Origin of the sequence: Cryobacterium cryoconiti (assembly GCF_004403065.1) — a bacterium.
Classification (GTDB): Bacteria; Actinomycetota; Actinomycetes; order Actinomycetales; family Microbacteriaceae; genus Cryobacterium; species Cryobacterium cryoconiti.
In genome coordinates this window covers 164,398-178,655 of sequence record NZ_SOHA01000001.1, presented here as the reverse complement: position 1 = coordinate 178,655, position 14,258 = coordinate 164,398, and the positions used below count along the sequence as shown (strand labels likewise).

Below are 14,258 nucleotides of genomic sequence, written 5' to 3'. Positions count from 1 at the left end.
AGCCGCAGCCTGCGCCTGGGCGGCGGCCGCGGCATCGGCCGCAGCCTTCGCCGCGGCATCGGCCGCAGCCTTCGCGGCGGCCGCGGCCGCCTGCTCCGCGGCAACACGGTCGGCCTCCGCGGTCGAGGCCTTCACGACCTCGGCTTCGGCGTTGACCTGCTCCACCAGATCGAAGACCCGCTCGGGGGCCAGGAGCGTGTACTCGCTGAGTGAGGCGACGGTGCTCGAGAGAGCCGTCGCATCCGTCTTGCCCTGGGCGGCCGCGATCACGCCGCCGGCACCGGCCAGGGTGGTGCGCGCGCTTGCGGACGCATGGGCCGGGACGACGCCAGCGAGACTCCCGGCCTGCTCGGGGTGAGGCCCGGTGGCCTTCGCCAGCACGGCGGTCACGGCGAGGCGCTCTTTTTCTTCGGCTGCGGCGGCCTGCGCGGCGGATTGGGCGGAGAATCCGCTGACAACGACAGCACCGACGGCGAGGACCGAGCCGGCCATCAGAAGGCGGCTGCGTAAGCGCCGCCGGTGCGTTTCGCGGTGGCGAGTGAACCCGATATCGGTACCCAGAATGGCGATCGACTCGGTGGCAGGTGCGTCAGAATCTCCCATTGAACTGGGAAAAAGGTCGGAGAGTGGGTCAGTGTGGCGAGAAGACGAATCAGAGTTTGGCATAACTTTCACAGGGCGAATCGCTCGTGCGGCTGCGCTCACGGTTCTTGTTCGACGTTCCACGGTCGGGGTCCCGGCCGGGCGAAGTTGCAACACTGCACGCGGTTACTGGATAAATCCTCATTTATAGCTGGCAAAGTACTGAGAGGGCGGGGTGGCGGGATTGCCCTTTTGCCTATTCGGTGGGCGCCTGGGGTGGGCCTGCAGCGCGTTACTTCGTGGTCCAATGGTCGGTGATGTCAATCCGCACCGCACCATCGCACCGCTTCGTGTATTCGACCGACGCGGTCAACCTGGCCACCTACGAGTTCGGCGATCCGACCGCACCCACCGTGCTCGCCGTGCACGGCTTCGCCTCCAGCGCGCTCACCAATTGGCACGTCACCGGCTGGACCCGGGATCTCATCCGCGCCGGCTTTCACGTGATCGCAATCGACCAGCGCGGGCATGGGCGGAGCGACAAGCCCCGCTCCCCCGCCGACTACACGATGGAGGCCCTGGTCGACGACGTCCTGCAGGTGCTCGACGCCTACCTGCTCGACGAGGTCTGCTACGCGGGCTACTCCCTCGGCGCCCGCGTGGGCTGGCAGGCCGCCCGCGAGTTGGAGGGCCGCATCACGCGGGCCGTGCTCGGCGGCATCCCCGACGGTGACCCTCTCAAACGTTTCAAAGTCACGGATGCCCGCGCTCACATCGAGAACGGTACCGAGGTCGACGACCGTCTCACCGGCGCCTATCTGACCATGGCCCGCGCACTGCCCGGAAACGACCTCACGGCCCTCGTGGCCCTGGTCGAGGGCATGCGTGGCGGCCCCCAGCCCGGCACCGAGAACGCCCCCGCGCAGCCGGTGCTCTTCGCCACCGGGAGCAAGGACAGCATCCTCGAGGCTTCACGGGCTCTGGCCGCGGCCACACCGAACGGCCAGTTCTTCGAGGTTCCCGGACGCAACCACTTCAACGCCCCGACGTCACGCGCGTTCCGGGAGGCGGCGATCGAGTTCTTCCGCCGGGACAGCGGCAGCAGCACCGGCACCAGCGGCGCGGGCACCGCGCCGGTCCAGGTGGATCCCGGCGAGCATGCACCGCACTGAGCCGCCCGCGAGCTCGATCGTGGGTACGTCGAGCGGCAGGATCGTGCAGCTCTGTTCGATGATCCGTCGCTGAGTGGAAGACAGGCTGGCGAGAGCACGACGCGAGAGCGCCAGCATCCGTCCGTTCCGGCCGTGCAGTTCGATGGCGTTACCGGCATAGTTGCGGATCTGGTCGCGGTCGAGCTCGAGAACCTGCCGGTCCTGCGCGGCGAGGCGCTCGACGACGTGACTGCGCCGTGCGGGCGACTCGATCAGGTCGAGCCCGACCAGGGCGAAGTCCGTGGCGATGCACATCATCACGTTGGTGTGGTAGATCGGCGTGCCGGTCTCATCGGACGCGGCGAAGACGATGGGCTCGTAGCCGAAGTTCGTGCAGAAGCGTTCGAGCGCGATCGGGTCGGCCCGTCGTGAACGGGCCACGTAGGCGATGCGCGCCGCATGATCGAGCACCATCGCACCGGTTCCCTCGAGGAAGACGTCGTCGAGTTCGAGCCCGGAGTAGTCGACGACGTCCTGCACGCGGTAGCGCTGCTTGAGCATTTCGACGATGTCGCCCCGGCGCTCCGTGCGCCGACTCGGCGCGTGCATCGGGTAGAGCGCCACGTGTCCCCCGGCGTGGGTGGAGATCCAGTTGTTGGGGAACACGCTGTCCGGGCGGCCCGGGCCGTCGTCGTCGAACAGGTGCACGGCGATGCCGTGGGCTTCCAGCTTCTCGGCCACCGCGGTCACCTCGGCGTAGGCTGCCTCGGCCACCAGCGCGGCGTCGTGCCCGGCATCCCGGGATTGGAAGGCGTTGTCGTGCGCCGTCTCCGGGTTCGGCGTGAAGAAGTGGGGCCTGATCAGGAGAACGGCTGACGGAGCCTGAACGGACACCAGGGTCAGACGAGAACGGGCGCGCCGGCGGTGACCAGTCCGAAGAGGTCCTTCGGGTCATCGGGGTCGGCGACCAGGTCGATGTCCGTGTAGAACGGGGTCTGATCGACGGCATCCTGCAGGAAACGGAGCGCCGAGAAGTCCTCGATGGCGAAACCGACGGAGTCGAAGACCGTGATCTGCTCGGCCGAGGTGCGGCCGGCGGCTTCGCCGAGGAGGACCTGCCAGATCTCGGTGACCGGGAAATCGGGGTGCATCTGCTGGATCTCACCCTCGATCCGGGTCTGCGCGGTGAATTCCACGAAGACGTCGGCGCGGTGCAGGATGCCCGCGTCCAGTTCGGTCTTGCCCGGGCAATCGCCGCCGATGGCGTTGATGTGCACGCCGGGGCCGACCATGGCGTCGGTGAGCACGGTGGCGTTCGCCTTGTCCGCGGTGCAGGTGGTGATCACGTCGGCGCCGGTGACGGCATCCGTCGCCCCCGTGGCCACGACGATCTCGAAACCGAGCGGAGCCAGGTTGCGCACGAATTTGGCGATGGCCTCGGGATCGGTGTCCCAGACCCGCAACCGGTTGATGCCGAGCAGCCCGCGGAAGGCGAGGGCCTGGAACTCCGACTGCGTGCCCGTGCCGATCATGGCCATGGTGTGGGCGTCCGGGCGGGCCAGGGCCCGGGCGACCATGGCCGAGGTCGCGGCGGTGCGGAAGGCCGTGAGAACGGTCATCTCGGACCAGAAGGTGGGGTAGCCGCTCTGCACGTCGGCGAGCACACCGAACGCGGTCACGGTCTGCAGGCCCCGCGACGGGTTCGACGGATGTCCGTTGACGTACTTGAAGCCGTAGGTGACGCCGTCGCTCGTGGGCATCAGCTCGATCACGCCGAGCGGAGAATGACTGGCCACGCGCGGCGCCTTGTCGAAGATCGGCCAGCGCCGGAAGTCCCGCTCCAGGTACTCGACCATGTCGGTGAGGATGCGCTCGACCCCCGTCTCGGCGGCCCAGCGGTTGATGTTTCCTACGTCTACAAAGCGCACCACGTGCGACTCCCCTCGATCAGGCTTCCAACCCTAGACATGGGCGATGTGTAGCCGCCATTCGTTTTCTGCCGCAATCTGCGTAGAGGATCCCACATTATGCTCAGCGTCTATATACACTGTGAGCAATGTATGTCCTCGACGACCTCGACCGCCGCCTGCTGTCCGCCCTCCGGGTGAACGGCCGCGAGCCCGTGGCCGGCCTCGCCCGCGACCTCGGCGTCACGCGGTCGACCATCAACAGCAGACTGAAACGCCTGACCGATTCGGGCACCGTGGTGGGATTCGGCGTGCGGATCCGGGAGGATCGCGACCCGAACTCCATCCGGGCCATCGCCCTGATCGAGGTGGAGGGGCGCGCCATCACCAAGGTGATTCACTCCCTGCGCGGCTTTCCCGAGGTGAAGGCCCTGCACTCGACCAACGGCGGCTGGGACCTCGTCGCCGAGTTGCGCACCGACACCCTCGCCGACTTCGACCGCCTGCTCGGGCAGGTGCGCTCCATCGAGGGTGTGCTCAACAGCGAGACCAGCCTGCTGCTCAGCTCGGTGTCGACCGACGAGCTCCCGGGAACCCGAGGGTTCTCGCAGTCCTGACACCGTCCGCGCCGCCCTGCCTCACCCGCGCTAGATTCATGCCAGCGTCTTCGACCACGGCACGGGGAGTGTGCAGACCATGAACCCACAAGAGACCACCATCCTGGTCGGATCAAGTCTGCTCCTGGTCGACCTGGTCATCCGTATCGCAGCGCTGATCATCATTCCCCGCGACCGCAAGCCGACCGCGGCGATGGCCTGGCTGCTGGCGATCTTCTTCATCCCCTTCGTGGGGATCTTCTTCTTCCTGCTCCTGGGCAGCCCCAAGCTGCCCCGGAAACGCCGGGAGAAGCAGACGGAGATCAACCGGATGATCGCCGAGGGCTCTCCGACCACGGACCTCGTCGCCGACCGGGACTCCTGGCCGCCGTGGTTCGCCTCGGTCGTGGAGCTCAACCGCCATCTGGGCGCCGTGCCCATGGTCGGAGGTAACCACGCGACACTGATCGGGGACTACAACACCTCCATCGAGGCGATGGCCGCCGATATCCACACCGCGCGGGACTTCGTGCACGTGGAGTTCTACATCGTCTCGTTCGACGACACCACGAAGCACTTCTTCGCGGCCATGGAAGCCGCCGTCAAACGCGGAGTCCGGGTGCGGGTGCTGCTCGACCACGTGGCATCCATTCGCACCGTCGGCCACCGGGAGACCTTTGCCGAACTCGACCGGATCGGCGTGGCGTGGAACTTCCTGCTGCCCGTGCAGCCGTTCAAGGGCAAGTACCAGCGCCCGGACCTGCGCAACCACCGCAAGATCGTCGTCGTCGACGGCCGGGTGGCGTACATGGGCTCGCAGAACCTGATCGACCGCAGCTATCTCGCGGAGAAGAACCTCAAGCGCGGGCTGCAATGGCAGGAACTGGTGACCCGGGTGACCGGGCCCGTGGTCGGCGGGATCAATGCGATCTTCCTCTCGGACTGGTACAGCGAAACCGACGAGCTCCTGCACGAGCTCGTTCCCGCCGACACCGTCTGGCGGGACACGTCACTGCACGCCCTGGACTGCCAGGTCGTGCCCAGCGGCCCCGGATTCGAGGGCGAGAACAACCTGCGCCTCTTCCTCGCGCTGCTGTACTCCGCGCAGGAGCGCATCATCATCACGAGCCCGTATTTCGTGCCGGACGAGGCGATGATGTACGCGATCACGTCGGCGCGCCAGCGGGGACTCGACGTGCAGCTCTTCGTCTCCGAGATCGGCGACCAGGCGTCGGTGTACCACGCCCAGCGCTCCTATTACGGGGCGCTTCTGAACGCGGGCGTGCGGATCTGGCTGTACCCGGCGCCGTTTATTCTGCACGCCAAGCACTTCTCGATCGATGACGATGTGGCCGTGATCGGGTCGAGCAATATGGACATCCGCTCGTTCATCCTCAACTTCGAAACCTGTCTGATGGTGCGCGGAAGAACCTTCGTCGACCGGATGCGGGAGGTCGAGGCAGGCTACCGGGAGGTCAGCCGGGAGCTGACCCTGGCGGAGTGGAACAGGGAGCCGCGCAGCGCGACCGTGTTCGACGGCCTCGCCCGGCTGACCTCGGCCCTGCAGTAGCCTGCCTGCGCTGGTGCCTAGTCGCGGGTGATCTTCCAGATGCCGTCGGCGAGGTCCTTGTCGGGGTGCTGCACCGTGGCGAACAGTTCCTTCGGGTTCTTGCCGAAGTAGATCCCGGTGGTCTCCGCGCCGGCGTCGGTCAGCGAGGCGAAGAGTTCGACGCTGTCGGACGCCCCGTCGTGGTTCCGGTCCTTGTCGGCCCGGTAGATGTCACTGAAGGTGTTGTCTTCCGCGATCCACAGGGCGCCGTCGGGTCCCTCGGCGAGGTTGTCCGGGTTGTTGAACCCGCTGATCCCGGCGGCCTTGTCCTCCACCGGCACGTTCACGCCGGCTTCGACGAAGCTGCTGACGGTGCGCTTCCTCAGGTCGATCGCGATCACGCGCTCCTCGGAGGTGTTGGCCACGTACAGGGTCTGGCCGATGATCTCGACGTCCTCCGGACGACCGAACTCGGTGGCGCCCACGGCATTGGCCGCAGCGTCTGCGTCGACACGCACCTGTTCCTGGTCGAGGGCGACCCATTCGAAGGCGCCCACCTTCTCGGTGACGGTGGCCGGGTTCCAGGTCTGTGCGGCATCCGTCAACCCGGTGATCTTGAGGGCGTGCAGCTGGCCCGAGGACAGATCGCCGCGGACGGTCGGCACGAACCTGAAGATCGAGCCGCCGTCGAGTTCGTCGATGACGATGACGGAGCCGTTGGCCGCGACGTCGATACCCTCGTGACGGAGCGCGCCGAGTTCGGTGCGCTCCTCGATACGCTCAACCGTGGTCGGGTCCTTCTTCGCGAAAAACAGCTCGAAGACCTTGCCGCCGGCGGTCTCCTCCGTGACGAGGAGGCTGCCCCACGGGGTCCAGCGGATGCCGTCGAGACGGTTCCAATCCGCGCGCTGCGCGATGACGCTGACCGCGCCGGTCTTCAGGTCGGTCACGGAGACGGCGCCGTTCGAGCCGACCTCGTGGGTGTTGTACAGGTAACGGCCGGCCTGGTGACCGGTCTCGTTCTGGGTGTTCATATCGTGCAGGTCGTCGGTACCGGGGTAGACGTCGAGCACGGTCTCGTCCTGCACAAGGGTCTGGGTGAAGCCCTCCGGAACCGAATAGGGCACCGTCCAGTCGGTGCTGCCGAGGTTGTAGGCGGAACCGGCGAGCGGCACGAAATCGAAGGCGCCGTTCGCGGCGAGCGCGGCGGGGGCGATACCGACGACTGCCGTGGCAGTGGCGGTGGCGGTGAGGGCGAAAACAGCAATCTTCTTACGCAAGGCGAAACTCCTTCGTGAGGTGTGGGTGAATCGCCATCGACCGTAATCGGGCCGTCTGGCGGGCGATGGTCGAACGGCGTCCAGCGGGTGTCCACCCGGTGAATTCCGGGTGCCCCGTCGCGGCGCGTAACAGTGACGGGCCGGTGCCGGGCGCTCGCTATTGTTGAGCGCATGAAGCTGACTGCACTCGCCACCCTGACTCTCGTGGGGGCGCTGGCATTGAGCGGATGCGCCAGCACTGTTCCCGAGACCGGCACCACCCCCACCGCCTCCGCCACGGCCGCACCGGGCGACGGCTCCTGTACCGGCGTGAGCGTCGTCGTCGATTTCGGCGCGCTCGACGCCCCCGAGATCACGGACTGCGTCGACACCGACGCAGCTGAGACCATCGCGGCGAGCACGGTGATGGAGACCGCCGGTGTGACGACCGAGGGCACCGTGGAGTGGGGCGACCAGGTGGTCTGCCGCGTGAACGACCGCCCGGCCGCCGACGAGACCATCGAGGTGGCGGGCGAGACCCCGTTCACCGAATCCTGCGAGTCCATGCCCGCCGCGGCCGCCTACTGGGCTCTCTGGGTGAAACCGGCCGCCGACGCGGAGTGGGAGTACGCCCAGGAGGGCCTCGGCACCCTGGCGCTCGAGCCGGGCCAGTCCGTCGGACTCGTGTTCACGACCGGCACCGAGACGCCCACTCCCGGAAACTAGTGCTGCGTTTCCGGATCGCTCCCCTGCGCGCGGCGGCGTTGCTCGCAGGGGCGTTCGTGGGCATCCGGGTCATGTACCGCGTGGTCTTCGGCGGGGCATCCGGCGGCGGGCAGCTGCTGGTCGACCTGCCGCGCCTGCCGCTCGGCGGGCCGTTCAGCCACGTGGCGCTGTTCGGGCCCGTCACCACCGGCGGCCTCGGCAACGCAGCATTGAGTGCGCTGCCCTTCGCCCTGGTGATTCTCACGTTCGGCCTGCTCAACGCGCTGATCGACGTGCGGCGCCTCTTCGCCCGCGGCGCCGACCGGGGCCCGCTGCGCGCCCTGTCCCGGTCGCTCGTGATCGCCTGGGCGACGTTTCCCGCACTGATCGAATCCGTGCGCCGCGTGCGCACGGCCGGAGCCCTGCGCGGCGAACGCTCGGCTCCGGCCCTGCTGGTGCCCGTCTTCGAGCAGACCGTGGAACGGGCCCTCTGCCTGGCCGCGTCGATGGAGGTACGGGGGTTCGCCGCAAACCGCACTGCCCCCGCCGAGTGCGAGAAGCCCGTGGTGATGACGGATGCCTTCCTCGGCTTCGAGGGCCCCGGCGAGAACGAGCACGGCTGGCATCTGACGGGTCTCACCCTCGATCTCGCCCCGGGCACGCTGACCGTGATCGTCGGTTCGACCGGGTCGGGTAAGACCAGCCTGCTGCACAGTCTGAGCGGGCTCTTCCAGCATTTCGACGACGGCACCCAGCACGGCTGGGTCGTGGTGGGCGGCGTCGACCGCGCCGCCACTCCCCCGCGCGAGACGGCCGGCTTCGTCGGGCTCGTCAGCCAGAACGTGCGGCTCTCGTTCGTGGCCGAAACCGTGCGGGATGAAATCGGCTTCGCCCTCGCGGTGCGCGGAGTCGCCGCCGTGATCGTGGAACAGCGGGTGCGCGAGGTGGCCGAGCGGCTGCAGATCGAGCACCTGCTCGCCCGGGGTATCGACGCGCTCTCGGCCGGCGAGGCCAGTCTGGTGGCCATCGGCGCCGCCCTGATCAACCGGCCGATCCTGCTGCTCGTGGACGAGCCGCTGGCCGATCTGGACACCCCGGCCCGGGAGCGCGTGGTGCAGGTGCTCGAACGCCTGGCCCACGAGGCCCGGGTCTGCGTCGTGGTCGCGGAGCACAACACCCGAGAGTGGGAGAGCGCGGCGGATGCCTGGCTGGAGGTGCGCGGCGCGCGCGTGCACGCGCTCGGTCCCGGGGAACGGCCGAGTGCGCTGGTCTCAGCAGAGACCGCGCAGGCGTCGGCAGCGACGGCGCAGTCGACGGAGGTATCGAGGACGCGGTCGAGGGCGACCGCCACCGGGCCTGCGGAACGGCTCGCCGGCATCCGTCACCTCACGGTGCTGCACGGGAGCGAGCGGGCGGTCGACGACGTCTCGCTGGAGCTCTGGGCCGGCGACCTGGTGGCGCTCGAGGGGCGGAACGGCGCCGGCAAGAGCAGCCTGCTGCGGGCGATCGCTCTGCCGTCGAACCCCGGGAGCGTGATAGTCGCCGGGCGGGACGTGGCCGCGATGCGCCGGCGGGATCGGCGAACCGCCGTGGCCCTGGTTCCGGAGAATTTCGACGATCTGCTCTTCGCCGTCACGGTGGCCGAAGAATGCCGCCGGGCCGACCGCCGGCAGCGGCCCGCGGCCGGTGCCGGCACCGCGGCCCGGTTCGCGAACCTGCTCGGGCTGGGCTCCGTCACGGAGGCGGCGCGACTGATGCGGCGGCACCCGCGGGACCTGTCGGCCGGAGAACGCCTCTGCCTGGTCATGGCCATCCAGCTGGCGGCCGAGCCGCGGTTGCTGCTGGTGGACGAACCCACACGCGGACTCGATCCGGAGGCCCGGGTGCTCGTGGCCGCCGCGCTGCTCCGCGCCTCCAGTGACACCAGCGCGGTACTGTTCGCCACCCACGACCGGGACTTCGCCCGGTGCCTGGCAACCCGGACGGTCGTCATGGCCGCCGGGCTGCTCGCCGAACCGGAACCGGTGCGACCGTGAGGCGCCCCCGCGAGACAGGCTGGACGGGCTGGGTGCTCGGCGGCGGCAGCCTCCTCGCCGCCGCGGGCTTCGCGTGGCCGCTCTTCGCCGCGGCCCTGCCGGAGCACGCCCAGGCCGCGGCCCCGATCGTGGCCTTCGCACTCGTTCCGGCCCTGCTCGTCGCCCTCGCCCTCACCCTCGACCGGGAGATGTACACGGCCAAGACCGTTGCCCTGCTCGGCGTGCTCTCCGCGGTGGGTGCGGCGGTACGGATCGCGGGCATGGGGGTGGGCGGCGTCGAGGCCGTGTTCATCCTGCTGATCCTGGCCGGGCGCGCCTACGGCGCCCGCTTCGGGTTCCTGCTCGGCCTGCTCACCATCGCGGTGTCCTCGGTGCTGTGGGGCGGGTTCGGCCCGTGGACGCCGTTCCAGATGTTCGCCTGCGGCTGGGTGGGGGCCGGGGCGGCGCTGCTGCCGCGCATCCGTCGTCCGCGTCTGGAGATCGCGGCGCTGGTGGCCTACGGTGTGGCCGCGTCCTACCTGTTCGGCCTGGTGATGAACCTCTGGTTCTGGCCGTTCGCCGTGGGCACGGGAACCGACGTGTCCTATGCGGCGGATGCCCCGCTCGGCGAGAACGTCGCATCCTTCGCCCTGTACACCCTGGTGACCTCGACCCTCACCTGGGACACCGTGCGCGCCGTGACTACCACGGTCGGGATCCTGCTGGTGGGCCCGGCCGCCCTCGCCGCGCTGCGCCGGGCGAAGCTGGGCAGGCCGGGCAGGCCCGCCCGAGCGGCTACACCGAGAAGTACTTCGCTTCCGGGTGGTGGAACACGAACGCATCCGTCGACTGTTCCGGGTGCAGCTGCAGCTCCTCCGACAGGACCACGCCCATCCGCTCGGGCCTGAGCAGTTCGACCACCTTGCGGCGGTCCTCCATCTCGGGGCAGGCCGGGTAGCCCAGGGAGAAGCGGGCACCGCGGTATTCGAGCTTGAACATGCCGGCCAGTTCGGCCGAGTCCTCCGCACCCAGGCCGAGCTCGCCTCGCACCCGGGAGTGCCAGTATTCGGCGAGGGCCTCGGTCAGCTGCATGGTCAGGCCGTTGAGCTCCATGTAGTCGCGGTACTTGTTCTCGGCGAAGAGCTTCGCGGTGACGGTGTCGACATTCGCGCCGGCCGTGACCAGCTGGAGGGCGACGACATCCGTCTGGCCGGAGTCTCGTGGCCGCACGAAGTCGGCCAGGCACAGGTGCCGGTCCCGGCGCTGCCGGGGGAAGGAGAAGCGCAGGCGCTCGCTGCCCACGGTTGCGCCCGACCCGCCGTCGGGGGCGAGCAGGCCGGGCACACCCAGCACGCCGGACGGGTCGTCGCCATGGTGCAGCACGACCAGGTCGTCTCCCTCGCTGTAGGCGGGGAAGTAGCCGTAGGCGACGGAGGCGTCGAGGATGCCCTCGGCCAGGATGCGGTCGAGCCAGTAGCGCAGCCGGGGGCGACCCTCGGTATCGACCAGGTGCTGGTAGCTCGCGCCGTCCTCCCCCCGGCTGGGCTTCAGACCCCACTGCCCCATGAAGGTGGCCCGCTCGTCGAGGAACGCGGAATACTCGGCCAGCGCGATCCCCTTGACGATGCGGGTGCCCCAGAACGGCGAAACGGGCACGGGGTTGTCGGCGACGACATCGGAGCGGGCCGGCATGGCCTCCGGCTCGGTGACGGTGAGCAGGCTGCGCTTGTGGATGCGTTTCTTGAGCGGCGGCAGACCCACGGATGCCGGGTCGGCGCCGCGTGCGACGGCGACCAGCGGCTCCATCAGGGCCAGCCCCTCGAAGGCGTCCCGCGCGTAGCGCACGGTGCCCTCGAACAGCTCGGCGAGGTCCTCCTCGACGTAGGCCCGGGTGAGGGCGGCCCCGCCGAGGATCACCGGCCACTTTTCGGCCAGTCCGCGGGTGTTCAGTTCGAGCAGGTTCTCCTTCATCACCACGGTGGACTTGACGAGCAGCCCGCTCATGCCGATCACATCGGCATTGTGCTCCTCGGCCGCCTGGATGATCTCGGTGATCGTCTTCTTGATGCCGATGTTGATCACGTCGTAGCCGTTGTTGGTCAGGATGATGTCGACCAGGTTCTTGCCGATGTCATGCACGTCGCCGCGCACCGTGGCCAGCACCATGGTGCCCTTGCCGGCCGCCGCGGACTTCTCCATGTGGGGTTCGAGCAGCGCGACCGCGGTCTTCATCACCTCGGCCGACTGCAGCACGAACGGCAGCTGCATCTCGCCGCTGCCGAAGCGCGCGCCCACCACCTGCATGCCGGCGAGGAGGTGCACGTTGACGATGTCGAGGGCGCTCTGCCCGCCGGCCCGCGCCAGGTCGAGGTCACCCTCGAGCCCTTTGGCCTCACCGTCGATGATGCGGCGTTCGAGGCGCTCGCCCACCGGCAGGGCCGCGAGCTCGGCGGCGCGCTCGTCTTTCAGCGCGGCCGAGTCGACCCCGGCGAACAGGTCGAGCAGGGCCGCCAGGGGGTCGTAGCTCAGGTTGCCCTCGGCGTCGTATTCGCGCTTGTCCCAGACCAGGTCGAGAGCCACCTTGCGCCGGTCGTCCGGCACCGACGCCAGCGGCACGATCTTGGCCGAGTTGACGATGGCGGAGTCGAGCCCGGCCTCGGTGGCCTCGTGCAGGAACACCGAGTTGAGCACCGACCGGGCAGCGGGATTCAGGCCGAAGGACACATTCGAGACACCGAGGGTGGTGTGGATGCCCGGGTAGAGGGCCTTGATCCGGCGGATCGCCTCGATGGTCTCGATCCCGTCCCGGCGGGTCTCCTCCTGACCGGTGGCGATCGGGAAGGTGAGGGCGTCGACGATGATGTCCTCGACCCGCATGCCCCACTCGTTCACCAGGGTCTCGACCAGCCGGGTGGCGATGCGCACCTTGTGCTCCGCGGTGCGGGCCTGGCCCTCCTCGTCGATGGTCAGCGCGATCACGGCCGCGCCGTGCTCCGTGACCAGCGGCATGATCCGGCCGAAGCGGGAGCCCGGGCCCTCGCCGTCCTCGAAGTTGACGGAGTTGACGACCGGGCGGCCGCCGATGAGCTCCATGCCGGCCTGCAGCACCGCGGGCTCGGTCGAGTCGACCACGAGCGGCAGGGTGGAGGCGCTGGCGAGCCGGGACACCACCTCGCGGATGTCGGCGACGCCGTCCCGCCCGACGTAGTCGATGCAGACGTCGAGCAGGTGGGCGCCGTCGCGCACCTGGGCGCGGGCGATGTCGACGCAGTCGTCCCAGCGTTCCTCGAGCATGGCGTCGCGGAAGGCCCGGGACCCGTTGGCGTTGGTGCGTTCCCCGATCGCCAGGAACGCAGCGTCCTGGTCGAAGCTGACGTGCTGGTAGAGGCTGGCGACGCCGGGATCCTCCTCGATGCGGCGGGCGCGCACGGGCGTGCCCCGCAGCCGGTCGACGACCGCCTGCATGTGCGCGGGGGTGGTGCCGCAGCATCCGCCGACCAGACCCAGGCCGAACTCCTTGACGAACTGTTCGTGCGCCGTGGCCAGCTGGTCGGGGGTGAGCGGGTAGCTCGCCCCGGTGGCGGTCAACTGCGGCAGGCCGGCATTCGGCATGCACATGACGGGCACGTGCGAGTACGTGGAGAGATGGCGGAGGTGCTCACTCATCTCGGTCGGTCCGGTCGCGCAGTTGAGGCCGATCGCGTCGATGCCGAGCGGCTCGAGGGCCGTGAGCGCCGCGCCGATCTCGCTGCCCATCAGCATGGTGCCGGTGGTTTCGACCGTGACCAGGGTGAAGATCGGCAGACGGATGCCCGTCTCCGCGATCGCCTGCTTGCACCCGTTCACCGCGGACTTGGTCTGCAGCAGGTCCTGGGAGGTCTCGATCAGGAAGGCGTCGGCGCCGCCGCGGATGAGTCCGCGTGCCTGCTCGGCGAACGTCGCCTTGAGGTGGGCGTAGGTGGTGTGGCCGAGGCTGGGCAGTTTCGTGCCCGGCCCCATCGAGCCGAGTACCCAGCGCATCCGGCCGTCGCGGGCCTCGAAGGCCTCCACGCTCCGGCGGGCGATCTCCGCCCCCAGGCGGGCGAGCTCTTCGATGCGGTCTTCGATGTCGTAGTCGGAGAGGTTCGACCAGTTCGCACCGAACGTGTTGCTCTCCACCGCGTCGATACCGGTGTCGAGGTAGGCGTCGTGGATGGCCTCGATCATGTCGGGCCGGGTGACGTTCAGGATCTCGTTGCAGCCCTCGAGCTGCTGATAGTCGTCGAGGCTGGGGTTGTGCTCCTGCAGCATGGTGCCCATGGCGCCGTCGGCGATGACGACCCGCTCGGCGAGCGCGTCGAGCAGGGCCTGGGCCCGGACCGGTCGCTCGGCGTTCGCGAAGCCCGGTGCGGCGGCGTCGGGGAGCAGGGCGTCGTGGGCACGGGGTTGCGTCATCCGGCCAGTTTAGAGGCGTGGCGGGCGGGCCTTTCCCGTGTTACGCCGGGCTTCTTCCGC

The 14,258-nt window shown here is 69.1% G+C and carries 10 protein-coding genes and 1 pseudogene; 6 read left to right on the top strand and 5 right to left on the bottom strand.

Going from position 1 to position 14,258, the window contains the following annotated elements; all coding sequences use genetic code 11:
• The coding region (locus E3T49_RS16035; protein WP_420898518.1) for a hypothetical protein at nucleotides 1–603 on the bottom strand (603 nt) is incomplete at its 3' end.
• A gap of 296 nt (nucleotides 604–899) precedes the next feature.
• Between E3T49_RS16035 and E3T49_RS16450 the strand changes: the two genes are divergently transcribed.
• Nucleotides 900–1,754: an alpha/beta fold hydrolase gene (locus E3T49_RS16450; RefSeq protein WP_134422540.1), complete on the top strand. Its 855-nt coding sequence runs from the start codon at nucleotides 900–902 to the stop codon at nucleotides 1,752–1,754.
• Between the two features lie 30 nt (nucleotides 1,755–1,784).
• Here the strand turns inward: E3T49_RS16450 and ctlX are convergent.
• A pseudogene (gene ctlX, locus E3T49_RS00800) lies at nucleotides 1,785–2,627 on the bottom strand (citrulline utilization hydrolase CtlX); the annotation flags it as partial.
• A 5-nt stretch (nucleotides 2,628–2,632) separates the two neighbouring features.
• Nucleotides 2,633–3,664 carry an ornithine cyclodeaminase gene (locus E3T49_RS00795; RefSeq protein ID WP_134422536.1) on the bottom strand — a complete coding sequence of 344 codons (1,032 nt, stop codon included), beginning with the start codon at nucleotides 3,662–3,664 and terminating at the stop codon, nucleotides 2,633–2,635.
• Between the two features lie 125 nt (nucleotides 3,665–3,789).
• Here E3T49_RS00795 and E3T49_RS00790 point away from each other — a divergent pair, with 125 nt between their 5' ends.
• Nucleotides 3,790–4,257 (top strand): Lrp/AsnC family transcriptional regulator, encoded by a 468-nt coding sequence (locus tag E3T49_RS00790; protein WP_134422534.1) that lies wholly within the window; start codon nucleotides 3,790–3,792, stop codon nucleotides 4,255–4,257.
• A 79-nt stretch (nucleotides 4,258–4,336) separates the two neighbouring features.
• The gene (cls, locus tag E3T49_RS00785; protein WP_134422532.1) at nucleotides 4,337–5,806 is read left to right on the top strand and encodes a cardiolipin synthase; all 1,470 of its coding nucleotides are present in this window, start codon (nucleotides 4,337–4,339) and stop codon (nucleotides 5,804–5,806) included.
• A 17-nt stretch (nucleotides 5,807–5,823) separates the two neighbouring features.
• On the opposite strand, the gene E3T49_RS00780 is transcribed toward cls, so the two are convergent.
• Complete coding sequence (locus tag E3T49_RS00780) at nucleotides 5,824–7,065, bottom strand: alkaline phosphatase PhoX (protein WP_134422530.1); 1,242 nt, start codon at nucleotides 7,063–7,065, stop codon at nucleotides 5,824–5,826.
• Between the two features lie 171 nt (nucleotides 7,066–7,236).
• On the opposite strand from E3T49_RS00780, the gene E3T49_RS00775 reads away from it, so the two are divergent.
• The 3 genes from E3T49_RS00775 to E3T49_RS00765 are packed head-to-tail and all read left to right on the top strand — an operon-like array spanning nucleotide 7,237 to nucleotide 10,672.
• Nucleotides 7,237–7,770, top strand: a complete 534-nt coding sequence (locus E3T49_RS00775) for a hypothetical protein (protein ID WP_134422528.1) — start codon at nucleotides 7,237–7,239, stop codon at nucleotides 7,768–7,770.
• Nucleotides 7,770–9,785 carry an ATP-binding cassette domain-containing protein gene (locus tag E3T49_RS00770; RefSeq protein ID WP_134422526.1) on the top strand — a complete coding sequence of 672 codons (2,016 nt, stop codon included), beginning with the start codon at nucleotides 7,770–7,772 and terminating at the stop codon, nucleotides 9,783–9,785. The genes E3T49_RS00775 and E3T49_RS00770 overlap by 1 nt, the downstream gene beginning before the upstream one ends.
• Complete coding sequence (locus E3T49_RS00765; RefSeq protein WP_134422524.1) at nucleotides 9,782–10,672, top strand: ECF transporter S component; 891 nt, start codon at nucleotides 9,782–9,784, stop codon at nucleotides 10,670–10,672. Before E3T49_RS00770 ends, E3T49_RS00765 begins: the two co-directional genes overlap by 4 nt.
• On the opposite strand, the gene metH is transcribed toward E3T49_RS00765, so the two are convergent.
• Complete coding sequence (gene metH / locus E3T49_RS00760; protein WP_134422522.1) at nucleotides 10,560–14,198, bottom strand: methionine synthase; 3,639 nt, start codon at nucleotides 14,196–14,198, stop codon at nucleotides 10,560–10,562. The two genes, E3T49_RS00765 and metH, sit on opposite strands and share 113 nt — an antisense overlap.
• Nucleotides 14,199–14,258 lie beyond the last annotated feature (60 nt).